The organism is Candidatus Poriferisodalis sp., from assembly GCF_965203655.1.
In the GTDB taxonomy this organism is placed as follows: domain Bacteria; phylum Actinomycetota; class Acidimicrobiia; order Acidimicrobiales; family Poriferisodalaceae; genus Poriferisodalis.
Window position 1 is genome coordinate 23,451 of record NZ_CBDBDD010000003.1, and the last position, 26,199, is coordinate 49,649.

18 protein-coding genes (1 of these 18 cut by a window edge) are annotated in these 26,199 nt (G+C 68.7%); 12 read left to right on the forward strand and 6 right to left on the reverse strand.

Annotated elements, in window-relative coordinates:
* Window positions 1–15,266, reverse strand: the beginning of a protein-coding gene (locus ACOGW9_RS01545) for a fibronectin type III domain-containing protein (RefSeq protein ID WP_419907725.1). 17,452 nt of this gene lie to the left of the window's left edge; only the first 15,266 of its 32,718 coding nucleotides appear in the window; it begins with the start codon at window positions 15,264–15,266; its stop codon lies off the left edge, out of view.
* Between the two features lie 591 nt (window positions 15,267–15,857).
* Here ACOGW9_RS01545 and ACOGW9_RS01550 point away from each other — a divergent pair.
* From ACOGW9_RS01550 to ACOGW9_RS01560, 3 genes are all read left to right on the forward strand, one after another.
* Window positions 15,858–16,115: a type II toxin-antitoxin system RelB/DinJ family antitoxin gene (locus ACOGW9_RS01550; RefSeq protein ID WP_419854873.1), complete on the forward strand. Its 258-nt coding sequence runs from the start codon at window positions 15,858–15,860 to the stop codon at window positions 16,113–16,115.
* 12 nt (window positions 16,116–16,127) lie between these two features.
* Window positions 16,128–16,397 (forward strand): type II toxin-antitoxin system YafQ family toxin, encoded by a 270-nt coding sequence (locus tag ACOGW9_RS01555; RefSeq protein WP_419854874.1) that lies wholly within the window; start codon window positions 16,128–16,130, stop codon window positions 16,395–16,397.
* A gap of 298 nt (window positions 16,398–16,695) precedes the next feature.
* Window positions 16,696–17,007: a hypothetical protein gene (locus ACOGW9_RS01560; protein ID WP_419854875.1), complete on the forward strand. Its 312-nt coding sequence runs from the start codon at window positions 16,696–16,698 to the stop codon at window positions 17,005–17,007.
* On the opposite strand, the gene ACOGW9_RS01565 is transcribed toward ACOGW9_RS01560, so the two are convergent.
* From ACOGW9_RS01565 to ACOGW9_RS01580, 4 genes are all read right to left on the reverse strand, one after another.
* Window positions 17,004–17,420, reverse strand: coding sequence for a hypothetical protein (locus ACOGW9_RS01565; protein WP_419907727.1), 417 nt, complete (start codon window positions 17,418–17,420; stop codon window positions 17,004–17,006). The genes ACOGW9_RS01560 and ACOGW9_RS01565 overlap by 4 nt on opposite strands.
* On the reverse strand, window positions 17,401–17,646 hold the full coding sequence (locus tag ACOGW9_RS01570) for a hypothetical protein (protein WP_419854876.1): 246 nt from the start codon (window positions 17,644–17,646) through the stop codon (window positions 17,401–17,403). The genes ACOGW9_RS01565 and ACOGW9_RS01570 overlap by 20 nt, the downstream gene beginning before the upstream one ends.
* Before the next feature lie 204 nt (window positions 17,647–17,850).
* On the reverse strand, window positions 17,851–18,297 hold the full coding sequence (locus ACOGW9_RS01575) for a hypothetical protein (protein WP_419854877.1): 447 nt from the start codon (window positions 18,295–18,297) through the stop codon (window positions 17,851–17,853).
* A 107-nt stretch (window positions 18,298–18,404) separates the two neighbouring features.
* Complete coding sequence (locus tag ACOGW9_RS01580; RefSeq protein ID WP_419854878.1) at window positions 18,405–18,680, reverse strand: hypothetical protein; 276 nt, start codon at window positions 18,678–18,680, stop codon at window positions 18,405–18,407.
* A 236-nt stretch (window positions 18,681–18,916) separates the two neighbouring features.
* On the opposite strand from ACOGW9_RS01580, the gene ACOGW9_RS01585 reads away from it, so the two are divergent.
* The 9 genes from ACOGW9_RS01585 to ACOGW9_RS01625 all read left to right on the forward strand — a co-directional run bounded on the left by ACOGW9_RS01585 (window position 18,917) and on the right by ACOGW9_RS01625 (window position 24,846).
* Entirely contained in the window at window positions 18,917–20,005 is a 1,089-nt protein-coding gene (locus ACOGW9_RS01585) for an MBL fold metallo-hydrolase (protein WP_419854879.1), read from the forward strand.
* A 112-nt stretch (window positions 20,006–20,117) separates the two neighbouring features.
* The gene (locus tag ACOGW9_RS01590; protein WP_419854880.1) at window positions 20,118–20,360 is read left to right on the forward strand and encodes a hypothetical protein; all 243 of its coding nucleotides are present in this window, start codon (window positions 20,118–20,120) and stop codon (window positions 20,358–20,360) included.
* Between the two features lie 136 nt (window positions 20,361–20,496).
* Window positions 20,497–20,850, forward strand: a complete 354-nt coding sequence (locus tag ACOGW9_RS01595) for a WhiB family transcriptional regulator (RefSeq protein ID WP_419907729.1) — start codon at window positions 20,497–20,499, stop codon at window positions 20,848–20,850.
* Between the two features lie 359 nt (window positions 20,851–21,209).
* On the forward strand, window positions 21,210–21,950 hold the full coding sequence (locus ACOGW9_RS01600) for a TlpA family protein disulfide reductase (RefSeq protein WP_419907731.1): 741 nt from the start codon (window positions 21,210–21,212) through the stop codon (window positions 21,948–21,950).
* Between the two features lie 53 nt (window positions 21,951–22,003).
* The gene (locus tag ACOGW9_RS01605) at window positions 22,004–22,921 is read left to right on the forward strand and encodes a cytochrome c biogenesis CcdA family protein (protein ID WP_419907733.1); all 918 of its coding nucleotides are present in this window, start codon (window positions 22,004–22,006) and stop codon (window positions 22,919–22,921) included.
* Window positions 22,922–22,927: 6 nt separating this feature from the next.
* A complete protein-coding gene (locus ACOGW9_RS01610) occupies window positions 22,928–23,626 on the forward strand; it encodes a poly-gamma-glutamate hydrolase family protein (protein ID WP_419907735.1) in 699 nt (232 codons plus the stop codon).
* Between the two features lie 10 nt (window positions 23,627–23,636).
* A complete protein-coding gene (locus ACOGW9_RS01615) occupies window positions 23,637–24,053 on the forward strand; it encodes a FluC/FEX family fluoride channel (protein WP_419907737.1) in 417 nt (138 codons plus the stop codon).
* Window positions 24,050–24,379, forward strand: coding sequence for a CrcB family protein (locus ACOGW9_RS01620; protein WP_419907739.1), 330 nt, complete (start codon window positions 24,050–24,052; stop codon window positions 24,377–24,379). Before ACOGW9_RS01615 ends, ACOGW9_RS01620 begins: the two co-directional genes overlap by 4 nt.
* A gap of 152 nt (window positions 24,380–24,531) precedes the next feature.
* Window positions 24,532–24,846 (forward strand): hypothetical protein, encoded by a 315-nt coding sequence (locus ACOGW9_RS01625; RefSeq protein WP_419907741.1) that lies wholly within the window; start codon window positions 24,532–24,534, stop codon window positions 24,844–24,846.
* Window positions 24,847–24,855: 9 nt separating this feature from the next.
* Here the strand turns inward: ACOGW9_RS01625 and serS are convergent, their stop codons facing one another.
* The gene (gene serS / locus ACOGW9_RS01630) at window positions 24,856–26,115 is read right to left on the reverse strand and encodes a serine--tRNA ligase (protein ID WP_419907743.1); all 1,260 of its coding nucleotides are present in this window, start codon (window positions 26,113–26,115) and stop codon (window positions 24,856–24,858) included.
* Window positions 26,116–26,199: the final 84 nt, after the last annotated feature.

Genomic DNA, 26,199 nt, shown 5'->3' on the forward strand with positions numbered 1-26,199 from the left:
GCGCCGGCGGCCACCGTGGGCGCGGACAGCGCGCCGGGCACGTCCCAGGTGGTGGCCGTCGCCTCGGCGCTCGAGGCGGCCACCGCGGCCGGGGTGGCGCCCTTGGACACCAGATGGGCGCGCACCGCATAGGCCGTGCCTTTGACCAGACCGGCGAACACGTCGGTGCCGGCGCTGCTGGCGTCGGTGTCGCGGGTGACACCGTCGGGCAGGTCATGAGACGTTCCCCGAGCGGGCCAGGCCATCGACGACTGGCGTATCTGGATGGCCACATCCCACACGGCCGGGTCGGGATTGGAAGTGACCACCGTCAGGGTGGGAGCACCGTCAGCCGCACCCGCAGTGACCGACGTGACTGTCGGAATCGGAGGAGCCCGGTTCACCGTCACCGCCACCGACTCGACACTCGTGGAAGTCGGATAGCCGCCCGTGTCTTCGCTCTGAGTGACCGCATGGCTGATGGTCGCGGTGCCCGCCGCCACGCCGGTGACGGTGAACGTCTCGGCCGTCGACCAGTTCGTCGGGGTGAACGTGACCGACGCAGGCGCCACCGTCGCCTTGTCCGTGTCGTCCGACGTGGCCGACACCACCACATTCCCCGCCGGTCTGGTGTCGAGCACCAGCGTGTAGTCAGCGGTGTTCGTCGGCCCTGCCGCCTCGTTCACCGACACCGACGTCTCCGACACCGACACCCCGGCGGTGTCGTCGTCGTCGACCGACACGGCCACCGACCCGATCGAGGCACCGTCGTAGTCGCTGTCGGTGCTGGTCGCCGTATGAGAGATGGTGACCGACTCGTCGTCCGCGTCGTCGTCGGACACGGCGGTGACGGTGAACGTCTCGGCTTCGTCCCAGTTCGTCGGGGTGAACGTGTGCGACGCGGGCGCCACCGTGGCCGCACCCGTATCGCCCGAAGAGATGGCGACCTCCACATCGTGGGTGGGCTGGGAGTCGAGCACCAGCGTGTAGGTGGCGGTGTTCGTCGGCCCCGCCGCCTCGGTCAGCGTCACCGACGTCTGCGACACCGTGACCCCGGCGGCGTCGTCGTCGGTGATGGTGACCGTGGCCTCGTCCTTGCTCTCGCCCGCCACTACCCACCCGGTGACGCCGGAGGCCGGGGCGATGGTGATGGTGAACGTCTCGCCGTCCTCATCCAAGTCGTCGTCGACCAGCGGCACGGTGACGGTGGCGGTGGTCTGGCCCGAGGCGACCGTGACGGGGCTGGTGATCGAGCCCACGTCGGCGGCCACCGCGGTGGACGACCCGGCGTAGCCGGCGGTGACGCTGAACGCCACCCCACCGGTCGGGGCGTTCTCGCTCAGGGTGATCGTCAGCGTGGCGTCGGCGCCCTCCGCAGCCGAAGCCGTGGCGCTCACGGCGAAGGTCTTGGGGGTGCCGTCGTCGTCGTCGATGGTGACGGTGGCCAGAGAGCCCGAGGCGTGGCGGGTGTAGTGGTCGCCCAGGTCGTCGGGGGTCGAGTCGGCGGCCACGATGCGCAGCCGGATGGTTTCGTCGATCTCCGTGTCGTCGTCGTCGGTGACGGTGATTTCCAGGTTCTGGGTCTTGGACGTGTCGTCGGGGCCGAAGGTCACCGACTTGGTGGCGATGGCGTAGTCGGTGTCCTCGGTGGCCGACCCGCCGAGAACCTCCACCGTGAAGGTGGTGGAGGCGGCCGGCAGGTGGTTCACCGTGATCGGCACCGACACCGTCCCGGCGCTGACGTCCTCGTCGACCGAGACGGCGTGGGCGCTGGTCGAGGCGGCATCGGTGCCGAACGCGATCTTGGCGCTGCGCGCCTCGTCGTCTTCGATGGTGAACGTGGCGGTGGGGTGGTCTCCGAGCTCGTAGCCGGTCGGAGGGGTGACGGTGACGGTGAAGGTCTCGTCGTCCTCCACCAGGTCGTCGTTGACGAACGCGAAAGCGAGTGCCGACCTCTTGACGCTGGGAGCTATGCCGAAACGGGTGGCGCCGTTGGTGTAGTCCACGCCCCCGCCCGTCGCCGTACCGTCACGCCACGCAAAGGTGGCGTAGCTCAAACTCGGCGGCGCATGGCTCAAGGCGAACCACAGCCAGCCCCGATAGCCGAGAGCGCCCTGGCGTCGGTTCTCGCGCACGCTGTAGGCGGCCGATTCGAATGAGATGTAGCCGTTCAAGACCTTTGCGGCTACGTCGTCGATGTGGATGCCGACGGGGTACTGGATGGCATCCGCGGTCTGGGTGACGGCGTGGGTGATGGTGGCAGCGCCGTCGGAGACGCCGGTGACGGTCACCGTCTGGGGCTTGTTCCAGTCGGCGGGCGTGAAGGTCAGCGCCCCGCTCACGGTGGCGTCGGCGACGGCGCTGCTGGTGGGCGTGATCACCACGTCGCCCGCCGGAGGGGTGTTCAGCACCAGCGTGTAGGTGGCCTTCGAGCCCGCGCCGCCCACCAGGGTCAGTGCGGTGCGGCTCACTCTCACGCCGGGGCCGGTTTCCACCAGTCTCAGGGTTGTGGCCCCGCCGGCGGCGAGCGTCACCGCGGGATCGTCCCACACCAGGGTGCCGTCGGCCTCCCGGCGGGCGTCGCGGACGTCCAGTTCGGTGCGGCCCACCATCAGGCTGTACCTGTTCAGCTCGTCGGGCGGACTCGGGTCGAGCCGGACGTGCAGCCGGCGGGGCGTGTCGCCTTGCGCCGGGGTCTGCCGCAGGGCAGTGATCGCGTACGTCTTGCCGTCCAGGTCGAAGTCGTCGTCGGTCAGCGTCGCCGCGGCGCTGCACTCGTCGCCCGCGGCGGACGAGGCGTTGTCGCACCCCGCCGCCTCCCCGTCCAGGTCCCTGGGGGTCAGCGTCGCCGACCACCGCGGCGTGACCAGGCTCAGCAGCACCTTGCGGTCCGCCGCCCAAGTGAGGCCCGTCGAGGCCCAAACCAGTTGGTCGTCAAGAACAACGTCGCCGCCGAGCGTGGCGTCGGAAAGGGCGAGCATCCTGTCGTCGATCCGCAGCACCAGGTCCTCGAGATCATCGCCGAGGCGGCCGGGGTTGCCATCGCTGAGGGTCGTGTCGAACCGCATGAGCAAGCTCCCCGCAAAGCTGCCCTCGGTTCTCAGACCAATCGTGTGGATTGGGTAGTCGGTGGCGCCGACGGTGACAACGTCGTCGGTGAGCAGCTCCCCGGGTTCGCACCCCTTCTCGGGAGTCCCGTCGACGCAGGCCAGCGCCCCGCCGGGGAACGTCGCCGGCGTCAGCGTCGCCGACCACAACGTGGGCGGCGCGACCCCCACGGCCACCGGGTCGATGTCGAGGGTGGTGGGGTACTGGATGGCGTCGGCGGTGTGGGTGACGGCGTGGCTGACAGTGGCGGTGCCCTCGGCTACGCCGGTGACGGTGAACGTCTGCGCGGTGTCCCAGTTCTGGGGGGTGAAGGTGTGGGTGGCGGGCCGCACGGTGGCCGCGGCCGTTGTGTCGCTGGTGGCCGAGATGGTGACGTCGCCGGCCGGTCGGTGGTCCATCACGACCGTGTAGGCGGCCGTCGAGCCGGCGACTGCCAGCAGCGAGGTGGGGGTGACCGTCATGGAGGCGCGGTCGTTGTTGGTGATGGTGATGATCTGCTTCCCGGCCGACTGGTAGGAGGCGGGCTGGGACAGCACTTCCAACACGATGACTTCGTCGTCTTCGTGTTCGTCGTCGCCGCAGATGGTCAGGTTGACCACCGGGGAGAGACCCCAGAATCTGGCGGGGACGCTGACTCGTGCGCTGAAGGGGAACACGAAGTCGACGCCGGGTCCGCAGGTGGTGGGGTGGTGGGTGGCGGTGGTGCCGGCGCCGAGGCTGAACCCGAGGGCAAAGGCGGGATACAGCTGGTGGTCGCGGCTGATGAACGCCTGGACCGGGGTGGTGGCGGTGGCGGCCGCGTCGGGTTCGGTCACCGTGACGGTGGGGTTCTGCAGGGTGACGTAGGGGAACCGGTCGATGCGCGCCTCCACTTGGGGCAGGGTCATGCCGGCGGGATACTTGGGGTCGGTGCTGGACACCGAGTGGCTGATCAGGGCGGTGCCGAGATCGTTGGGGCGGCTGTGGGCCGTGACCGTCACGTGCTGGTGGATGTTCCAGTTGTCGAGCGTGAAGGTCATCGCCCCGCTGACCGTGGCGTTGTTCGGCGTGCCGCTCACCGGGGTGACCGTCACGTCGGCGGTGGGCTTGCTGGTGAGCACCACCGGGTAGGTGCGGGTGCGGCTCCGGGCCACGTTGAAGGCGACTTTGCCCGACGTGGCGCTGCCCGCCGAGACGCCCGCCGTGTCGTTGTCGGTGATGGTGACGGTGGCCTGGTCCTTGCCCGTGCCCTCCGCTACCCACCCGGTGACGCCGGTGGCCGGGGCGACGGTGACCGTGAACGTCTCGCCGTCCTCGTCCACCGGGTCGTCGACCAGGGGGATGGTGATGTCGAGGCTGTCGGTGTTCTCCGCCACGGTGACCGGGGAGGTGATCGACCCGACGTCGGCGGCCACCGCGGTGGACGACCCGGCGTAGCCGGCGGTGACCGTGAACTCCACCCCGCCGGTCGGGGCGTTCTCGCTCAGGGTGATCGTCAGCGTGGCGTCGGCGCCCTCCGCGGCGGCGGCCGTGTCGCTCACCGAGAAGGTCTTGACAGCCCCGTCGTCGTTGCCGATGGTGACGGTGGCCAGAGAGCCCGAGGCGTGGCGGTCGTAGTGGTCGCCCAAGTCGTCGGGGGTGGCGTCGGCGGCCACGATCCGCAGCTCGATGGTCTCGTCCCGCTCCGAGTCCTCGTCGTCGGTGATGGTGATTTCCAGGTTCTTGGTCTTGGACGTGTCGTCGGGGCCGAAGGTGACCGACTTGGTGGCGATGGCGTAGTCGGTGTTCTCGGTGGCCGTCCCGCCCAGCACTTCCACCGTGAAGGTGGTGGAGGCAGCCGGCAGGTGGCTGACGGTGATCGGCACCGACACCGTCCCGGTGCTGACGTCCTCCTCCACCGCCACCGCGTGGGCGCTGGTGGAGGCGGCGTCGGTGCCGAACGCGATCTTGGCCTCTGCCGCGTCGTCGTCGGTGATGGTGACGGTGGCGGTGGTGTGGCTGCCCGGGCTGAAGCCGGCCCCGGGGATATGGCCGCTCGGCACGGTGAGAGTGACGGTGAAGGTCTCGTCGTTCTCCACCAGGTCGTCGTCGACGAGCGTGAAGGCGATGGGGAATGCGCCCGAGTACGAGCGGCCGATGGTGTACGTGGCGCCGCCCTTGGTGTAGTCGACGCCCCCTCCGGTGGCGGTGCCTGGGCGCCAGGTCATCCCGATGCGCGCCGCAAACCGGGCGGGTTCGTTCCTGATCTTCAGCAGGGCGGAGGCGGCGCCGTTTTCGTCGACCCGGTACTTGGCGGCGGTCCACGAGACGTACCCGTCCACGCCCAGGGCGACCTCCTGGCTGACCGTGTTGCCGTCGGGGTCGGAGGCCGTGATCCGTATGGTGGAGGAACCTTGGCTGATGCCTGTGATGAGGAGCTTGCCGTCCGGCGGCGTCGGGAAGGTGGCCCTGTCGATCCGTACGGTCACGGCCCTGAAGGTCAGCGGGTCGCCGTCGGGGTCTTCGAAGTAGGGGGTCATGTCGGGGGAGACCGTCTGGCCCAGCACTCCCCGCAGGTGCGTTATTCGCGCCTTCACCACCGGCGCGGTCTTGACCCTCACCTCGAAAGTGCTGATTGTCCGGTGGCCGTTGCGGTAGGTCGCCGTCACCGTGATCGTGGCCGTGCCGTGCCCCTGGGGCGTGACCGTCAGGGCGGACTGGTCGTCGGACACCGTCACCGTCGCCACCGCGTCGCTCGAGGAACCCGCCGTGATGCTCCGCCCTCCGCCGGGCGGGAACCCGTCCAGGGAGACCTCCCGCGTGCCGGTGAGCGTGGGGAACACGACGTCGGAGAGAAGGGGCGGGCCGGGCTGCAGGTACAGTGCGACCGCCCGGCCTGCTGTCCAGGTGAGGCCGGTTCCGGTCCAGGTGGCGGTGTGCGGGGTGCTGGGGTCGATCTTGGCCGTCGAGAAGTGGAAGGGGTCGTCTCCGACCCACAGGGTGTAGGCGCGGAGCTGGTCGGGGATGTCCGAGCCGAGTCGCACCGCCAGGGTGCCGTCTGAGCCCAGGGCGATCCGGTCGATGGTGTGGGTCTGTCCGGCCAGGGTGAAGTCGTCGTCGGTGAGCGTTTGCGTGGCGCTGCAGCGGTTGGCGGCGGTGATCGAGGCGCGGCTGCATCCCAGGCCCGACGCCAGGGTCTTGGGCGTCAGCGTCGCCGACCAGAACTGGCACGATGATCTGATGCTCAGCTCCACCCGATCGCCCGACGACCAGCCCGGGCCGATGCCGACCCATAGCCTCTTGGAGTTGTCATCCCGTGTGACCGACAGCGGATAGCTGCCCGTCCTGCCCGTCACGCCGACACAGAGGTTCAGGCCTGCCAGCCTCGCGCTGACGTCACGATCGAAGTCGATCTCCAAATCGCTGAGGAGGAAGCCTGGGGTTTTCTGGATTCTCAGGATGTCGATGTTGTATGTCTGGTCGCCGTCCGTGAAGGAGGAGGAAGTCAGCGTCGTAGTGCAGTGGCGCGAACTGAGACCCTGCAGACTGTTGTCGCAGCCGTAGTAGATGTTGTTGTATCTGCCGACGGTCAGTGTGGCGGACCACAGTTCGATGACTCTGGGTGTCTCGCTGACCGTGCGGGTCCATTGGCCGGGTCCTGCCGAGTTGTAGGCCCGTACCCGCACGTCGTAGCCCACGTCGTTGTCGAGGCCCTTGATCACCGCGTCCGTGCCGTCGATCAGCGGGACGGCGGTGGCCTCGTTGGGCCAGCGGGCGTCGCCCGAGGGCTTGTGCTGGACGCCGTAACGGGTGACAGCCACGCCGGTTCCCGACGGCGCCGTCCAGTCCACCCGAAGCTCCGAATCGCCCGACGTGACCGACAGCCCCTGCGGCGCCCCCGGCGTGCTGAGAGACTCTCCCGCGCCGACATCGCAGGAGGCCTTGATGCTCAACAAGACCTCCTCGCCCTTGGCGACGGCCTGCACGTCCAGCGGAGCACCCAGTTCTGTCTCGTCCGCCCAGTCCAAGTGAGCGCCGGGCCACCAGAGCTGCAGGCCGCCGAGCCTCGACCGGGCCTCCGACAGCGCGAAAGGCCTCGCGCCCACACAGAACTGGTAGCCCTTCAGCGCCTCGTTGGGGACCTTGTCGAAGCTGACAGAGAGCCTGCCCTCGATAGACACGCCCAGGTTGTCCAGCGACCCGCGGCCGTAGTCGGTGATGCCTGTGAACACATAGTCCACGCCGCCCACCGAGAAACTGTTGTCGTCCAACCGGTCACCGCAACCGGCCGAACAACCCTTTAGCGGGAAAACGGACGCAACCCGATTACCGTAACCACCCACCGTCAACACCCCAGACCACAGCGGTTCGGAGGGTCGCATGATCAGTCGGACGGAGAGGCCTGCTGTCCAGGTGAGGCCGGTTCCGGTCCAGGTGGCGGTGTGCGGGGTGCTGGGGTCGATCTTGGCCGTCGAGAAGTGGAAAGGGTTGTCTCCGACCCACAGGGTGTAGGCGCGGAGCTGGTCGGGGATGTCCGAGCCGAGCCGCACCGCCAGGGCGCCGTCTGAGCCCAGGGCGATCCGGTCGATGGTGTGGGTCTGTCCGGCCAGGGTGAAGTCGTCGTCGGTGAGCGTCGCGGTGGCGCTGCACCGGTTGGCGGCGGTGACCGAGGCGCGGTTGCATCCCAGGCCCGACGCCAGGGTCTTGGGCGTCAGCGTCGCCGACCAGAACTGGCACGACGACCTGATGCTCAACTCCACCCGGCCGCCCGCCTGCCAGCCCAGTGTGGTTCGCCATTGCCTGTCGGGCGCATCCTGTCTCTGCGGCACCGAATGCGCATGCGACAGCGAATAGCTGTCCGCCACGCCCACGCAGAGGCGGAAGCCGTTGCCCAGAGCGGCCGGTATGTCGCGATCGAGCTCGAGGTACAGCACCTTCGTTGCCCCGCCCACGTATTCGAGCAACTCGAAGTTGTACGTCTGGCCGTCGAACGTGAACGACGACGAGCTCAGCAACTCGCTGCAATGATGCGAGACGGGCACGAGAGGGTCGCTGTCGCAGCCGATTTCTGTGACGCCCTGAACGGTCAGTGTGGCGGACCACAGTTCGATGACTCTGGGTGTCTCGCTGACCGTGCGGGTCCATTGGCCGGGTCCTGCCGAGTTGTAGGCCCGTACCCGCACGTCGTAGCCCACGTCGTTGTCGAGGCCCTTGATCACCGCGTCCGTGCCGTCGATCAGCGGGACGGCGGTGGCCTCGTTGGGCCAGCGGGCGTCGCCCGAGGGCTTGTGCTGGACGCCGTAACGGGTGACAGCCACGCCGGTTCCCGACGGCGCCGTCCAGTCCACCCGAAGCTCCGAATCGCCCGACGTGACCGACAGCCCCTGCGGCGCCCCCGGCGTGCTGAGAGACTCTCCCGCGCCGACATCGCAGGAGGCCTTGATGCTCAACAAGACCTCCTCGCCCTTGGCGACGGCCTGCACGTCCAGCGGAGCACCCAGTTCTGTCTCGTCCGCCCAGTCCAAGTGAGCGCCGGGCCACCAGAGCTGCAGGCCGCCGAGCCTCGACCGGGCCTCCGACAGCGCGAAAGGCCTCGCGCCCACACAGAACTGGTAGCCCTTCAGCGCCTCGTTGGGGACCTTGTCGAAGCTGACAGAGAGCCTGCCCTCGATAGACACGCCCAGGTTGTCCAGCGACCCGCGGCCGTAGTCGGTGATGCCTGTGAACACATAGTCCACGCCGCCCACCGAGAAACTGTTGTCGTCCAACCGGTCACCGCAACCGGCCGAACAACCCTTTAGCGGGAAAACGGACCTAACCCGATTACCGTAACCACCCACCGTCAACACCCCAGACCACAGCGTCGGAGCGGTCACCGACAGCGACACCCGGTCGATGCTCAGGCCGCTCCCGTAGGTGGGGTCGGCCCCGGAGGCGACGTGGTCGATGGCGACCTCGCCCTGGGTCGTGCCGGTGAGCGTGAAGGTCTTGGGCGTGGTCCAGTCGTCGGGGCCGAAGGCGTGCGACGCCGGTGAGAAGGTCACGCTGCCTGCGCCGCTGTCCGACGGCGTGACGGTCACCGCCCCGGTCGGCTTGCTTCCCAGTCGCACCGTGTAGGTGATCTTGGTGCCCTGCGGCAGGTCGTGGAGCCCGGCGACCTCCACCGCCGCGGTGTCGTCCTCGGTGATGGTGACGGTGGCGGTGCCCGCGCCGGCCGTCCGCTCGGCCCAGCCGGTCACGCCGGTGGCGGGGGTGACGGTGACCTCGAAGGTCTCGTCGCCCTCGTCCACCTCGTCCTCGACGGTCGGGATGGTCAGGGCGGCGCTCGTCTTGTACTCAGGCACCTTCAGCGTGGCCGGCGCCGCGCCCACGTCGGACGCCGCGGCGGTGGACGGCGAGGCGTGGGAGACCGCGACGTCGAAGGTGAGCCCGCCGGTCGGGGCCGGCTGGTCGAGGGTGACGGTGATCTCCGCCGCGTCGCCCTCGGCGACCGCGACGTCGGCGACCGCGTAGGAATTGGTCCCGGTCGGCGTCGCCTCCACCGCCACGGCCTCGCCGTCTCCTCCCGGGGTGCTGGCCCACACCTGCACCTGGTGGGTGACCGTGGCGGTGAGCGAGTCGGCGATGTAGGTGATGGCGGTGGCGGTCGGGAGCACCTCCTGTCCGGCGTCGTCGGGCTGCCAGGGGGCGCTGTCGTCGTCGGTCTTCTGCCGCCAGCGCACCCGGTACCGGGAGTCGCCGATGTCGGTGCCGACGAACTCCGGTGCCTTCCATGTCAGCGTCAGCAAGCTGTTGCCGGCGACGACGGCCAGGTCGCGCACCGCAGAGGGAGGCCGCTCGAGCTTGATGGTGTAGGTGGTCGTGCCTCCGCCGGCGGCGGTCACCGCCACCGTGATCGTCTTGGCGGCCCGCGCGGTCAGCGTCACCGGCGCGGTGGGGGTGCCGCTGGAGGCCGTGCTGCCGTCCACCGTCACCGTGGCGGTCTTGTCGCTGGTGGTGGCGGTCACCTTCACCCCGGTCACGTCCAGCGCCGCCGAGCCCCGGTACCTGAAGGTGGCCACGTCATAGTTCCCGGGGTCGGCCTCGTAGGTGGCGACGGGGACCACCGTGTCGTCGTCTGTCACCACCTCATGCAGCACGATGGGGATGGCGTCGTCGCCCTGGTCGGTTACCGACAGCGCGCTCAGGGTGGCGTCGGTGGACAGGGTCGTCGTCTCGGTCGCCACCGTCTCGCCGGTTCCCCCGGCGTTGTGGGCCCACATCTGCACCTGGTAGGTCACCGCACTGGTGAGACCGGTGATGGTGTAGGAGGTGTCGTTTATGTCCACGGGCTGTCCGGCATCGGCGGGCTGCCAGGAGGCGCTGTCGTCGTCGGTTTTCTGCCGCCAGCGCACCCGGTACTCCTCGTCGGTGGTGTCGGTGCCGGCGAATGCCGGTGCCGTCCACCTCAGCGCCACCGTGTCGACGGCGGGGGTCGCCGTCAGGCCGCCCACCGCCGAGGGGGGCCGGTGGAGCTCGATGGTGTAGGTGGTCTGGTTTCCGGCGGCGGCCGTCACCACCACCGGGATCGTCTTTTCGGTCCGCGCGGTCAGGGTGATCGGCGCGGTGGGCGTGCCGCTGACGGCGGCGCTGCCGTCCACCGTCACCGTGGCGGTGTTGTCGCTGGTGGTGGCGGTCACCTTCGCCCCGGTCACGTCCAGCGCCGCCGAGCCCCGGTACCGGAAAGTGGCCACGTCATAGTTCTCGGGATTGGCCAGGTAGGCGGCGGCGGCGACCTCGGTGCTGTCGGTCTCCACCACCGAGGCCAACTCGATGGCGATCGCCGCGTCGTCCTGGTCGGTCACCGACAGCACGCTCAGGGTGGCGTTGTCGGACACCGGCGCGGCCTCCACCTGGACCTTCTCGCCGACGCCGCCTGAGTTCTGGGCCCACGCTTGGACCTGGTAGGTCACCGCATTGGTGAGGCCGGTGATCGTGTAGGAGGTGGAGGTCGCCGACACCCTCTGTCCCCGATCGTCGGGCTGCCACGCGGCGGAGTCGTCGGGGGTCTTGGGCCGCCAGCGCACCCGGTACGCGGCGCCGTGCAAGTCGGTGCCGAGGAACGTCGGGTGCTTCCACGTCAGCGCCAGCGAACCGACCGCAGGGGCCGCCGCGAGGTCCCGCGGCGCCGAGGGAGGCCGCTGGAGCGTTATGACGTAGCTGGTGGTGCCTCCGCCGGCGGCGGTCACCACCACCGTGATCGTCTTTTTGGTCTGCGCGGTCAGCTTCACCTCCGAGGCGACCCCGCTGGCGGCGGCCTCCCCGTCCACCGTCACCGTGGCGGTCTTGTCGCTGGTGGTGGCAGTCACCTTCACCCCGGTCACGTCAAGCGCCGCCGAGCCCTCGTAGCGGAAGGTGGCCACGTCATAGTTCTCGGGGTTGGCCCGATAGACGTCCTGCGCGACGCTGTTCCCGTCGCGGTCCACCACAGCGAACAGATCGATCGCGATCGCGTTGCCGGCCTGGTCGGTCACCGACGGCGGCGCGCTCAGCGTCGAGTCGCCCGAGATCGGCGTCGCCTCCGCCTCGGCCCTCACGCTGACGCCTCCGCTGGTGCTGGCCCACAACTGCACCTCGTGCACGACCGAGCCCGTGAGGCCGGTGATCGTGTAGGAGGTGGAGGTCGCCGACACCCTCTGTCCCCGATCGTCGGGCTGCCACGCGGCGGAGTCGTCGGGGGTCTTGGGCCGCCAGCGCACCCGGTACGCGGCGCCGTGCAAGTCGGTGCCGAGGAACGTCGGGTGCTTCCACGTCAGCGCCAGCGAACCGACCGCAGGGGCCGCCGCGAGGTCCCGCGGCGCCGAGGGAGGCCGCTGGAGCGTTATGACGTAGCTGGTGGTGCCTCCGCCGGCGGCGGTCACCACCACCGTGATCGTCTTTTTGGTCTGCGCGGTCAGCTTCACCTCCGAGGCGACCCCGCTGGCGGCGGCCTCCCCGTCCACCGTCACCGTGGCGGTCTTGTCGCTGGTGGTGGCAGTCACCTTCACCCCGGTCACGTCAAGCGCCGCCGAGCCCTCGTAGCGGAAGGTGGCCACGTCATAGTTCTCGGGGTTGGCCCGATAGACGTCCTGCGCGACGCTGTTCCCGTCGCGGTCCACCACCGCGAACAGATCGATCGCGATCGCGTTGCCGGCCTGGTCGGTCACCGACGGCGGCGCGCTCAGCGTCGAGTCGCCCGAGATCGGCGTCGCCTCCGCCTCGGCCCTCACGCTGACGCCTCCGCTGGTGCTGGCCCACAACTGCACCTCGTGCACGACCGAGCCCGTGAGACCGGTGATCGTGTAGGAGGTGGAGGTCGCCGACACCCTCTGTCCCCGATCGTCGGGCTGCCACGCGGCGGAGTCGTCGGGGGTCTTGGGCCGCCAGCGCACCCGGTACGCGGCGCCGTGCAAGTCGGTGCCGAGGAACGTCGGGTGCTTCCACGTCAGCGCCAGCGAACCGACCGCAGGGGCCGCCGCGAGGTCCCGCGGCGCCGAGGGAGGCCGCTGGAGCGTTATGACGTAGCTGGTGGTGCCTCCGCCGGCGGCGGTCACCACCACCGTGATCGTCTTTTTGGTCTGCGCGGTCAGCTTCACCTCCGAGGCGACCCCGCTGGCGGCGGCCTCCCCGTCCACCGTCACCGTGGCGGTCTTGTCGCTGGTGGTGGCAGTCACCTTCACCCCGGTCACGTCAAGCGCCGCCGAGCCCTCGTAGCGGAAGGTGGCCACGTCATAGTTCTCGGGGTTGGCCCGATAGACGTCCTGCGCGACGCTGTTCCCGTCGCGGTCCACCACAGCGAACAGATCGATCGCGATCGCGTTGCCGGCCTGGTCGGTCACCGACGGCGGCGCGCTCAGCGTCGAGTCGCCCGAGATCGGCGTCGCCTCCGCCTCGGCCCTCACGCTGACGCCTCCGCTGGTGCTGGCCCACAACTGCACCTCGTGCACGACCGAGCCCGTGAGACCGGTGATCGTGTAGGAGGTGGAGGTCGCCGACACCCTCTGTCCCCGATCGTCGGGCTGCCACGCGGCGGAGTCGTCGGGGGTCTTGGGCCGCCAGCGCACCCGGTACGAGGCGCCGTGCAAGTCGGTGCCGAGGAACGTCGGGTGCTTCCACGTCAGCGCCAGCGAACCGACCGCAGGGGCCGCCGCGAGGTCCCGCGGCGCCGAGGGAGGCCGCTGGAGCGTTATGACGTAGCTGGTGGTGCCTCCGCCGGCGGCGGTCACCACCACCGTGATCGTCTTTTTGGTCTGCGCGGTCAGCTTCACCTCCGAGGCGACCCCGCTGGCGGCGGCCTCCCCGTCCACCGTCACCGTGGCGGTCTTGTCGCTGGTGGTGGCAGTCACCTTCACCCCGGTCACGTCAAGCGCCGCCGAGCCCTCGTAGCGGAAGGTGGCCACGTCATAGTTCTCGGGGTTGGCCCGATAGACGTCCTGCGCGACGCTGTTCCCGTCGCGGTCCACCACAGCGAACAGATCGATCGCGATCGCGTTGCCGGCCTGGTCGGTCACCGACGGCGGCGCGCTCAGCGTCGAGTCGCCCGAGATCGGCGTCGCCTCCGCCCGGCTCCTGACGCCGGCGCCTCCGGAGTTCCGGGCCCACACCTGTACCTCGTGCACGACCGAGCCGGTGAGGCCGGTGACGGTGTGGGAGGTCCCCGACACGTTCTGTCCGGCGTCGCTGGGCTGCCACTTGGCGGGGGCGCTGCCGTCGGCGGTCTTCTGCCGCCAGCGCACCCGGTACCCCGCGCCGGCGGTGTCGGTGCCGGCGAATTGCGGGGCCTCCCACGACAGTGCCAGCGAATCGACGCCGGGGGTCGCCGCCAGGTTGCGCACCGCCGAGGGAGGCCGCTGGAGCGTGATGACGTAGCTGGTGGAGCCGCTGCCGTCGGAGGCGGCCACCGCCACCGTGACGGTCTTGGCCTTCAGTTCCTCCAGGGTCACCGGTGCGGAGGGTTCCCCGCTGAAGGCGGTTGTGCCGTCCACCGTCACCGAGGCGGTCTTGTCGCTGGTGGTGAGGGTGACCGTCACCTCGGTCACGCCCAGGGGTGCGCTTCCCCGGTACCGGAGCGTCGCCGCGTCGAAGGAGGGGGAGATCGCAATCGCCTCGCCGTTCTGGTCGGTCACCGACAGCGCACTCAGCTTCGAGTCGTCGGACTCGGGCCCGGGTGTCGCCACCAACCGGACCTTCTCGCCGTCTCCCGCCGCGGTCCGGGCCCACACCTCGACCTCGTAAGTCACCAGGGCGGTGAGCCCGGTGATGGTGTATTGGGGCGACGAGGACAGCTCTACGCGCTGCGGGCCTTCGTTGGGCTGCCACGAGGCGCTGCCGTCTGGGGTCCTCTCCCGCCAGCGCACCCGGTAGTGCACATCGTTGCCGAAGTTGGTGCTTGCAAAATTCGGCCCCTTCCACGTCAGCGCCAGCGAGTCTTCGCCGCGGTCGACCGCCGGGTCCCGTACCACGGTGGCAGGCCGGTCCGCCTTGATTGTGTAGCTGGTCTTGTCGCCGTTGGCGGCGGTCACGCTCACAAAGGCGTAGATCTCTTGCCTTCCATGCGTGCTTGGAATCGTGAGCAACTCACCGGACGGGTATTTGCCGCCAAAATACGAAACCTCCACCGACGCGCTGGGGTTGAGGGCGGTGGCGGCGATCCGCACCCCCGGGGCGGCGATCGGCACGAGGATCTGGTACTCAAGGGTCGAGGGGTCGAAGGAGGGAGTGAGGGGGTGCGCCACCCCGTCCGGGGACGTCACCGACAGCGCGCTCAACGAGGTGTCGTTGGGCTGCACCACCGTGACCGCTACCGAGTCGATGTCCAGGTCGGTGGGATACGTCGGCGCCGCGCTGGCGGTGACGGCGTGGCTGATGGTGCTGGCGCCTGCCTCCACGCCGGTGACGGTGAACGTCTGGGGAATGTCCCAGTTGGCGGTGGTGAACGTGTGGGTGGCGGGCAGCACGGTGGCCTTGGTGTCGGCGCCGCTAGTGGCCGAGATGGTGACGTCGCCCGTCGGCGCCTGGTCCATGACGACCGTGTACGTGCCCTTGGCGCCGCCCTCCACGACGGCCAGCGACGTGGGGGTGACGGTCATCGAGGCCGCGGCGGGCGTCGATGCCGCGGCGGCTGTCGCTGCCCCCGGGAGAACGGGAAGCCCGGCGACCACCAGCACCGCGGCCAGGAACGCGGCGCACGGGGCCTTGATCACCCGCATCACGCCTTACCCGACCGCGTAGTTGGACCGCGAAGGGGGGGGGGGGGGTCAGCGCTAGCAGGCGGGCGACCGGCGCTGGGGAACGCCCAGAGCGCGGTGGCGACGTGTGACCCCGCAGCGGTACCGCGAATGAGGCTGTCTCGGCCGAGAATCATGTAGGAGCGGTCCTGCATGTTCTTGCGCAGCTCCCTCGCATCACGGCACGCCCGCGCAGCCAGCCCCCGAGAGCCGGGTTGGCCCACAGCAGCCCAAAGCGCAACTTTACTCGCACCCGCATGATCCCCATATTCGCGTGGCCCTCATTCAGTGACACACGGGTCTCGACCAAGCAGCACAGATATTGCGACACCATCGGCGGGCGATTGACCGCACTGTGGTCCGAGGAAGCGTCAGTCGGTTCGGGGTGGATTCCCGTCGCCCGTCGGCGCGGATCTGCTCGGCGGCCTCGAGATCTGCCCGCCGCTGCCGACGCTGGAACCGACTGCCAACCCATGCTTTGTGCCCGTGGCACCACGGCGCGTAACGGCTGGATGGAGGTTGTGGCTACAATGAAACTACACTGGGCACCGATCCGGAGGAATCATCATGGGCGCTGACACCGTCGTGCGAGCCCGCATCGACCCCGATACCAAGGCAAGGGCAGCAAGAGCCCTGCACGCTATGGGCTTGTCGATTTCGGATGCCATCCGCTTGCTCATGGTGCGCGTCGCTGACGAGCAGCGGCTCCCGTTCGCTGTCCAGGTGCCCACCGCCGCCACCGTCGAGGCCATGGCCGAGCTGGACGAGGGCAAGGGCAGGCGCTTCGAGAGCACGGAGGATCTGCTGCGCGATCTCGAACTCTGACGAACCTGCGACATGCTGACCCCCGTCCGGTCGTCGCAGTTCAAACGCGATGTCAGAACCACCAAGTCACGCGGCAAGGACTCCGCGAAACTGCGCGATGTGCTCCGGCTGCTCGTCAACCAGCAAGCGCTCCCATCGAGCTACCGCGACCACCCGCTGCGCGGCCCTTGGAAGGGCTACCGGGAATTGCATCTGGAGTCGGACTGGCTGCTGATCTATCGAATTCAGGGCACCGAGCTACGACTCGTGCGCACCGGCACGCACGCCGACCTCTTCGAGTAGCGCACAGCACGTTCCCAACACCTGCCCCGACGACGTCGCGGCCGATCGGACGTGCGAGGCGCCGGCGCACGCCAGTGACAGCGGCAGTCAGGCTGCGCTTGGCGACCGCCCCCGAACAGCGGGCATCTGATCGGCCGCTGCGGCTCAAGCCGGCGGCGCGTGGCCGCCGTGGTGGATTGCGCTACAGTGGCGTCACTGCTCCCCGCCTTCCCGGTTCGCCGGGAATGGCGGGGCATATTCGTTAGGGGCTGCTGTGGCGCACGGACCAGCTGGCAGCGGCGTCCGTAAACTCTGTGCCGTGAGCACTACCGGCTTTTGGCGTCCTGTGGAGATCCCCGACGATCTCGGGGAGCGCCCTGTCGCGGTCCGAAGCGGCCGGGTGAAGCTGCCGAATCACATCGCTTGGAGCGGTCAGGGCGAGTACGACCTCGATGACCCGCGGGGCCGCGAGCGCGTGTACGAACTGGTCATGACTGAAGGCAGCGAGGAGGACGTGCGCGCTTGCATCGACCTGGACGTGCTGCTGGGCATGTGGGACACGATGTGGCTCGCCCCCCATGTGCGCGACCAGTGGGCCGAGCACCTGCGCTCTCGCGGCCTGATCGTCTAGCGCGTGCTCACCCCGCTGCAGCAGCGCATCTGCCGCCTCGTCGGCTCCCTGCCCGAAGCCGGAGCCGTGGTCGGCGCCGGTCGCACGAAGTCGTACGTGAAGACCGCCTCTCCGTCCGCGGTTGCGAGCACGTAGGCACTCTGCGTGTTCCGCAGGTGCCTCGACTCGTCGTCGAGCGTCAGCGTGCGAAAGATGCGCAAACCGAAGCGAGCCTGCTTCTGCGAGACCGTCAGCGGGACGAGATTGTCCAGAGCGCCCGAGTCTTGCCTCCCGTAGCGGATGATCGCGTTTCCGTTCGGGTCGATCCAAGACGAGAGGCGGATTCCATTCGTAACGGTCCCGTTGAGCAGACCCGTGATTTCTGCGGCGAAATCGCGGGCCTGCCTCTCTAGGTCACTCCGCAGGCGGGTCAAAGGACGAGACGAGGAACCACATGCGTCGAGCGAGCTCACTTGTGAAGTCACCCGTCGCGGCTTGCTGGTCGAGCTCCTCGCGCGTGCAGCCAGCGGCGTCGAGCGCACCGCTCACGAGTTCGTCGACGTCGCCATCGCTGAGGTGCACAACCTCGATTTCGGCGGGGTCGGCTGCGTAGCTGGGTGGTTCGTCCAAGGTACGGCCAGCGACCGTTACGGCAGTCATTGTGCTGTTCCTGTGTCGGGTTCGGCGGCACTCATCACGCCGCCTGCGGCGACTCTGTGGGAGTCGTTGTTCCAAAGGGTATTCCCGGGGTGGGCTGCTTCACGATCTCAGTGAGTTGAACGGTTGCCTCAGCAGTTCTGCGCTCCTTAAGGATCGGACCCCCAGAGCCTGCGCGAGACCCAGGGTGAATCACCCCAAGGCGAGTCAGGCCTGTTCGTCGAGCAGTTCGGCCAGATCGTCTTGGACACCCAACTCGGCTGCCCATCGGTGCATGTAGCTGACGTCGAGATCGTTGACGGCAGCGATTTCGACGCAGTCTCGCCATTGGAGCTCAGAGCGCGACTCCAAGCGCCACCGGAGCTTGGCCAACACGATGTCTTCGGGCGCGGCGATCCATGTCTCGATTCCGAGAACTTCAGCGCGGACGCGCCGAGCAATGCGGGACTGGGTGAACGCGTCTTCCGACGGAACGGCGAAGATGTCGACCTTGCCGCCGCTTTGGGGATGAAGGACGTTGAAGGTGCCTCCGGAGGTGACCGCCCGACGGGCCTCTGACTCCGGGAAGTAGACCTCGCTTCCCCGAAGCGCTTCGAGCACCGCCTCGCCCGAATCGGGCACCAGCAGGACCACGATGTCCACATCGCGAGTCATCCGGGGAGTCCCCCACGCCGCCGCGGCTGTTGAGCCGACCACGACGTAGTCCAGACCGGCAGACTCAAGGGCATGGACCGTGCGCTCCAGCGCGGCTGTGAGATCGATCAGAATTCGATTCCCACCGACTCAGGCCAGACTTCGCCGGCGAGCTCAGGGCCATAGCGGGCAACGACAAGACCCAAGAAGACCTCGCTGTCGTCGTAATCGGGGTGGCGCATCCGCACCGACCTCTCCTCCATGGCCGCGCCCGCCACGTTGAGCTGACGCCATTCCTCGAGGCGCTGCGCAATTGTGCGGGCGCGGACGGCGTCCATCTGACGCCGCCAAACGTGATCAGGCGTGTCCGCCGGACGCCCGGAGGGATTGCGGCGCACCGTCACAACCCGAATCGTACTGAACCCCTGTGACATCCATCCCTATCCCCCAACGGGCGAACCCAGCGGTGACACACCCAGTTGAGTCCCGGGTAGTGGTGTATGGAGGGGGGCATCCCTTGGGCGCGTGATCACCGCGTCTACCTCTGGAAGTAACGACTCATCCAGAGAGGCAGCAGAGGTACCCCGATCGGAATCGAACGCTCCTTAGAAGGTTGAGGCGGCTCGCTAGTCTGCACCCCGTGTCAGGTCCGACTCGCGAGGAGCAGATGCCGCCCGACGGCAAGATCACTGAGCTCGCGCCGGACGTGCGCCGGCTGCAGCTGCCGATGTCGATGCCCGGTCTCGGGCATGTGAACTGCTACATCCTCGACGACGATCGCGGCGCCGCCCTCGTCGATCCCGGCCTGCCGGGCCCGGCCAACTGGAAAGCGCTCATGGCAGGGCTGGCCGAAGCCGAAGTGCCGCCGGAGCGCATCCACTCGATCATCGTCACCCACAGCCATCCGGATCACTTCGGGGCGGCAGGCCGTTTCGTCCGCGAGTACGGCGCCGACCTGGTGACCCATCGCACGTTCCGGCTGTGGTGGGACACCGCCGATGAAGACGAGGAAGCCCTGGAGCAGGTGTCGTCCGACGGGGAGAACAACGAGCTCGTGGCCGACCCCGTGTACGGCGGGCGCGATACCGGACCGGGCGGCCCCACGCCATGGGGCGGCCAGCGCTACAAGATGCCCATCCGGGCCAAGCTCGGCTACTGGGCGATGCGCAACGGGTGGGGCGGGCGCTGGTTCGCCACCCCTCAGCCCACGTACCACGTCGAAGACGCCGACCGGATCAAGCTGGCGCGGCGCGAGTTCGTGGCAGTGCACACGCCCGGGCACACCATCGACCACCTGTGCCTGTTCGATCCCGAGGGCGGGCTGATGATCTGCGGCGACCATGTCCTGCCCACGATCACGCCGCACATCTCGGGGATCACCACCGCGCGTGACCCGCTCAAGGACTTCTTCACCAGCCTCGACCGGGTCGCCAGCTTCGACGGCGTCACCATGGGCTTGCCGGCCCATGGCCAGCCGTTCACCGACCTGTCGGGACGGGTGGAGGACATCAAGCGTCACCACAACGAGCGCCTCGACCTGCTTCGCACCTCCTCGGACCGGCTCGGCCGAGCCCCCGTGCAGGACTACATGAAGCAGCTGTTCAAGGAGCGTTCGTGGGGCCCGATGGCCGAGTCGGAGACGTTCGCTCACCTGGAGCATCTGCGCTACATCGGCGAAGTCAATGTCTCCCGGCGGGCCGACGACGTCCTCGAATACGAGTTCGACTGAAAATAACTTGACACGGCCTGCCGCGACGTGGTGCTGTTGGCGCCGCTGCGGCCTATCGTCGGGTATCCGCAGCTGGCCACCAGCCCCGACCTTTCGTCCGATTGGATCCCCAATGTTCGATCACGGCGCCTACACCACAGCGCGTGCCTGCGGGTATCGCGTACGGGTGCCGGCAACTGGCGTGCGCTGTTGGCGGGCCGTCACGCGCATGCGGGAGCGCGGCACGGCCATCGGTCGGCTCGCGGCGGTGGGTCCCATGCCGGTCATGTACCAGCATGCGGTGCGCGGTCACGGTGCCAACCCGACGCCAACGACCAAGCGTCACCGCCTGCGGCCCTCGGAGTATCTGATGTAGTCCACTGAGACACCAGAACTCTCCGAACGGCCGCTGGGACAACCCGGCGGCCGTTTTGCGTTTCCGGTGCACGCACCGACACCGCTGCCCGTGAACCACAACCACTTCGCAACCCACAGCACACAGGAGAAAGCTCATGCTGGAACTGGTCATCGACAACACCAACAGCACAGCGGCCCTCACCAATGAGGGCTGGCGCGCACGGGGTCGCTGCCGCGATCTCGTGGGCACCCTGACGCCGCTGTTCTTCTCGGAGAACTTCTACGAGATCGCCCGCGCCAAGGCCATCTGCGCGGCATGCCCGGTGGTGAGCGAGTGCTTCGACGCCGCCAAAGCACGCCACGAGCCATGGGGCGTGTGGGGCGGCGAGCTCTTCGAGAACGGGCGCGTCTGCAGGGACAAACGCCCGCGCGGCCGGCCGCCCAGAAGCGGCCACCCGCAACTCGTGATCGAGGAGGTGCCGCTGCCTCCCGACTTGGCCCGCGCCTGAGTCTTCCCCTGCTCAGGCGCGTCCTCCGAGTGGACCCAGCTTCTGCGACGGGTCCCTCCGCTGGGTCTGCCGACCCCCTCCGGCAAACCCGGCACCCAGGGCCTGCACTGCCCCCGCAGGCCTCATCAAGACGGCCCGCCCCGGTGAACTGAGGCTGCCCGAAATGGGCGGCTGGCAGCCCCGGGGCGGGCCGTCGAGCGGTGATGCGATGCGGCCGTCGACACCCGCGCTAGCTGTTTCCCGCTCTTGTTCCCCATCCTCATGTGATTGGGCTCACGGGCCGCTCAGGCCACGGCTTCGCCATGCGGCTCAGCCTCCGAATCAATCGCCGCGAGGGGCGCAAGTAGCCTCGCCCCTGCATGAAGTCACCGGGCGGCGCACGCTGGCGAGCACAGCTCACGGGCTGGCGCGGCGGCCTGTTCGCGTTGCTCGGCCTCTACGCACTCGGTGCGACCGTGTTCCTGCTGGCGGGCGGCGGTCAACCCGCCATGACCTCGCTAGTGGCGATGGAAGCTGAGGTCGAAGGCGGCGACGCTTCGGCCGACACCGGCCAAGCCACGTCGGTCGAGCCGGCCGCCGCCGGCGAGGCTGCAACCGGTGCGGCCGGATCGGTTTCCACAGCGGCCGCAGCGTCGGAACCGCCTCCGGATTGCAACGACATCGACCCCGTCGAACACAACGTGGATCCAGGCCTGACGGGCGTGCACGCGCTGGATTTCGTGACGCTTGAAGAACAACCCGCAGCATTCGCTGGCTACGCAGGCTGCCCGCTCATCGTGAACTTCTTCGCGTCGTGGTGCGTGCCCTGCGTCACCGAGATGCCCGACTTCGAACGCTTCTGGAATGAGCACGGCACGCAGGTCGCGGTGCTCGGCCTCGCGGCCAACGATCGGCTGGAAGACGCCATTGCCACGGTGATCGACCGCGGCGTGACTTACCCCACCGGGCTCGACGAGGGCGAGCTGTTCATCGACTTCGGCGGGCTGGGCATGCCCACCACGGTGTTCGTGTCGCCCGAAGGCCAGATTCTCGAGACACACAGCGGCCTGCTCACCCTCGAAGACATCACCACCCGAGCAGAGGAGCACTTCGGGCTATGAGCCCGAAGCAACAACACAGGGGCCTGTAGGCCGAAGAAAGGACACAGCGGCATATGAACAGCGCTCGACTCACCTTCGCCTTCACGGCGGGCATCGTGGCCACGGTGAACCCGTGCGGGTTCGCCATGCTGCCTGCGTACCTGTCGTTCTTCTTGGGTATCGACCGCCGCGCCAGCGAGGGCAGTCCGCGCGCCGGCGTCGGGCGGGCACTGGCCACCGGTGCCGTCGTCACCACCGGCATCGTGGTGGTTTTCGGCATCGTCGGCATCGCGCTGTCGGCGGGGCTGAGCGCCCTGCGCGACTACGTGCCGTGGGCGGCCATCGTGATCGGTATCGGGCTCATCGCACTCGGCGTCGCCATCCTCGCCGGCTTCCGCCTGACGGCGTACCTGCCCAAGTTCGAGCGAGGCGCCTCGGGGCGCGACGTGCGCTCGCTGTTCCTGTTCGGCGTCAGCTATGCGATTGCGTCGGTGTCGTGCGGGCTGGCGACGTTCCTAGTGGTGGTCACCGCTTCGGCCGGTGACGACAGCTTCGTCGGCGGCATCGTGTCGTTCGTGCTGTATGCGCTCGGCATGGGTCTGGTGCTCACCTCGCTGGCCGTCAGCCTGGCGCTGGCTCGCGGCTGGCTGCTGAGCAAGCTCCGCGTGCTCATGCGCTACACCGACACGATCGCGGCAGTGCTGATGATCGCTGCCGGTGCGTTCACCATCTGGTACTGGTTCATCGACCTGACCGACCGCGGCGGCGACGGACTGGTGGTGACGGTCGAACGGTGGAGCAGCAGCCTGAGCAACTGGGTGGCCTCGGTCGGCGGGTTGCGGCTGGGTCTCGTGATGAGCATTGTGCTCGCCATCGGGGGCATGGCAATGCTCGTGTCGGGGCGCGGCGGCGACGCCTCAGCGGTGCCGGACCTCGCCGACGAGTCCTCCGGGCCCGACCAAGCGGGCAGTGCCGCTGAGGTGCTGAACTAAGCCACCGTGGCACTGCACCTGAAGGACCGCACGCTCCTCGATGCTGAGCGGCCATTTGCCGAGCTGCTCGCCCGGCCAGGTGTGACCGAAATGCTGCAACTCCGTTCGCGATTCGGCTTCATGGCCTTCCACGGCGGGTGGCTCGAAGAGGTCACCGACGACATCGCCGCAGCAGCAGCCGAGCGCAGCGGCGCATCGGTGTACGCGTGCCTGCAGGGTCCCAACGATCAGTGGCACCTGCCCAGCCACTGTTTCGATCCCGCCGACTCGCCGGTGCTGCGCGAATTCCTCGACCACGTCGACGTCGTGGTCGCGGTCCACGGCTTCGGCAGCCCCCGCTTGCTGCGAGCGGTGCTGCTGGGCGGGCGCAACCGGACACTCGCGGCCCACGTCGCGGTGCACTTGATCGGGCGGCTGCCGCACTACGAGGTTCTTCACCGTCTCGACGAGATCCCCAAGACGCTGGCCGGCCAGCACCCGCGCAACCCCTGCAACCTGCCCCGTGGCGGCGGCGTCCAGATCGAGTTGCCGCCGCGCATCCGCGGCAAGAGCCCGATGTGGACGGGATTCCGCGGCCCCGGACGGGTGCCCCATCACGAGGCACTCATCGAAGGCTTGGCCGCGGCGGCGCGTGCATGGACCACATCGGAGGCTTCGCACGGCGCCGGCGGAGAGCTGGTGCCCGAGCCTGCGCTCGCCGACTGAGACTTCCCCGATGTCGTTGCGTGTCGCGGCCACGGTTGCGGCAGCAGGAATCGTCGGTGCCGCTGCCCGTTCGGGCGTCGCGACACAGGTTGACGACGACTGGGCGCTGCTCATTGTCAACGTGGTCGGCTGCGGCATCGTCGGCTGGGCAACCGCCCGCCACGCGCAGGCCCGGCATCGCAGGGCCGTTCGACCCGGAATCGGAAGCGCCGGTCGAAGCGGTGCCGGCCCGTCACCGGGGCTGACGGCTGGTTTCTGCGGCGCACTGACCAGCATGTCGGCGCTCGCGCTGCAGCTCGCGAGATACCTCGACGACGGCCGCATCGCGATGGCGGGCGCATGGCTCGGCCTGACGGCTGTTGCCTGCACTGCGGCGTTTGTGATGAGCCGCTTGGCTGTCGTGCTCGCCTACGGGAGACAGCCGTGACGGCGTTCGCAACGGCAGTCGGGTTCGGTGTCGCGGCCGCGATCGGCACGTTGCTCCGCTGGCGAGCGAGCACCGCGCTCGGGCCAGGCGGCACGCTGCTCATCAACATCGCCGGAGCCTTCGCACTCGGCCTGCTGGCCGACACGGGTGACACCACGATGACCGTCATCGGCACCGCGGGTCTCGGCGCACTCACGACAGTCTCGGGACTGCTTCCCGAGTTGGTGCGACTCACCCGCGCCAGCCCCCTGCTCGCGCTCGGCTACATCTCTCTCACCATCACAGGCGCAATCGCCGCCGCCACGCTGGGCCTCCGGCTCGTTTAGCGGCACGCACGCCAGCGGCCGAAGCCGGGGAGTGAAAATAGTTTGATCAGTTTCAAACTATTTCAATATATTCATAGCTGTTTCGCTGTCAGCCGCGCTGTCGGCCGCGGCAACAGCACCAGGCAATTCGACTCCCCACGGAGGGCAGTACGATGGACTCCACCGTGATCGCAGCAATCATCAGCGTCCTTGGAGTCGGCTTTCTGGCCATGCTCGGTGCCTTCATGCGCGGCGTGAGGGCCGACATTGCCGAGATGCGCGCCGACATGCGTGCCGAAATTGCCAGCCTGCGCGCCGACATGCGCACCGAATTCGCCGAGATGCGCGCCGACATTGGCGGTCTGCGGCAAGCCATCGCGCGGATTGAGGGCATCATCGGCGAGCACAGCAAGCAGCTCGGCCGCATGGCTGATCACGGCGAGCGCATCACAGCACTCGAAACTGCTGCGCAACTGGCCAACGCCTGAGCCAACCGCTCACACTTCGGCGGGGGCTCCGATCTCGGTGAAGTTGAGCCAGGGGTGGAGAACGTCTGGCACCGCGATGGAGCCGTCGGGTCGCTGGTGGTTCTCCATGATGAACACGAGTGTGCGGCCGACGGCGCATGCCGTGCCGTTCAGAGTGTGGACCAGCCCGTGGCCGTCTTCGTCGAACCATCGCGTGCCGAGTCGTCGGGCTGAGTAATCGGTGTAGTTCGAACACGAGGTGACCTCGCGGAACGCCCGCTCGGACGGCAGCCACACCTCCAGGTCGTATTTCTTCGCCGCCGCAGCGCCCAGGTCGCCGGCCGCCACGTTGATGACCCGGTAGGGCAGATCGAGCGAGCCGACGATCTCCTCCTGGATGGCGCGCAACGCCTCCAGCTCGTCCCAGCTCGTGTCCGAGTCGCAGAACGAGAACATCTCCACCTTGTCGAACTGGTGAACCCGGAAGATGCCGCGGGTGTCCTTGCCGTACGTGCCGGCCTCGCGCCGGAAGCACGATGAGAACCCGGCATAGCGCAGCGGCAGCCCGGTCCGGTCCAGCCGCTCGCCGCGGTGCAAGCCCGCCAGCGCCACCTCCGACGTGCCGATCAGGAACAGGTCGTCGCCGTCGATCTCGTACACTTGGTGGCGGTCGGCGGGAAAGAACCCGGCCTCGACCATCATCTCCTCGCGCACGAGCACCGGCGGCACGACAGGCACGAAATCGTTGCGCTCCAGCAGGTCCATCGTCCACTGCACGAGGGCGAACTCCAGCCGCACCGCCGCGCCCTTGAGGTAGGCGAACCGCGAGCCGCTGTTGCGGGCGCCGCTCTCGGAGTCGACCAAGCCGGCCAGCGCTCCGATCTCGGCGTGGTCGTGAGCAGGCGGCTCGCCCCGCTCCCCCACCTCACGCACGGTCTCAAAGTGCTCCTCGCCGCCGGACGGCACCTCGGCCGCGGCCGGGTTGGGAACCTGCAATGCCAGCTCGGTTCGCCGCTCAGCAGCTTCCCGCTCGGAGACCTCTAGGCGTTCCACCTCTTCCTTGAGACGCGCCGCCTCGGCGATCTTGGCCGGGCGCTCGTCGGGGGCCGCCCGACCGATCTCGCGCGACGCGGCGTTCTGAGCCGCACGCGCCTGCTCAGCCTGGTGGGTGACTGCCCGCCACGTCTCGTCGGCCGCGAGCACTTCGGTGATGAACTCCGGCGACGCCCCCTTGCGGGCGGCGCCGTCTCGATACGCAGCGTCATCACGAAGCCGGCGAAGGTCGATCACGCCGGGTGAAGCTACCGGCCTCGCATCCGCACGGCGAAGTGAGCCTCGTCACTGACCGGCCGACTGCAGCAGCGCGTGACGCGA

Bases quoted from the DNA above. Each gene is read 5' to 3' on its own strand.
- ACOGW9_RS01550 (WP_419854873.1), top strand. From the start codon at position 15,858: ATGGGCGCTGACACCGTCGTGCGAGCCCGCATCGACCCCGATACCAAG.
- ACOGW9_RS01555 (WP_419854874.1), top strand. From the start codon at position 16,128: ATGCTGACCCCCGTCCGGTCGTCGCAGTTCAAACGCGATGTCAGAACC.
- ACOGW9_RS01570 (WP_419854876.1), bottom strand. From the start codon at position 17,646: ATGACTGCCGTAACGGTCGCTGGCCGTACCTTGGACGAACCACCCAGC.
- ACOGW9_RS01575 (WP_419854877.1), bottom strand. From the start codon at position 18,297: ATGACTCGCGATGTGGACATCGTGGTCCTGCTGGTGCCCGATTCGGGC.
- ACOGW9_RS01590 (WP_419854880.1), top strand. From the start codon at position 20,118: ATGTTCGATCACGGCGCCTACACCACAGCGCGTGCCTGCGGGTATCGC.
- ACOGW9_RS01595 (WP_419907729.1), top strand. From the start codon at position 20,497: ATGCTGGAACTGGTCATCGACAACACCAACAGCACAGCGGCCCTCACC.
- ACOGW9_RS01600 (WP_419907731.1), top strand. From the start codon at position 21,210: ATGAAGTCACCGGGCGGCGCACGCTGGCGAGCACAGCTCACGGGCTGG.
- ACOGW9_RS01605 (WP_419907733.1), top strand. From the start codon at position 22,004: ATGAACAGCGCTCGACTCACCTTCGCCTTCACGGCGGGCATCGTGGCC.
- ACOGW9_RS01615 (WP_419907737.1), top strand. From the start codon at position 23,637: ATGTCGTTGCGTGTCGCGGCCACGGTTGCGGCAGCAGGAATCGTCGGT.
- ACOGW9_RS01625 (WP_419907741.1), top strand. From the start codon at position 24,532: ATGGACTCCACCGTGATCGCAGCAATCATCAGCGTCCTTGGAGTCGGC.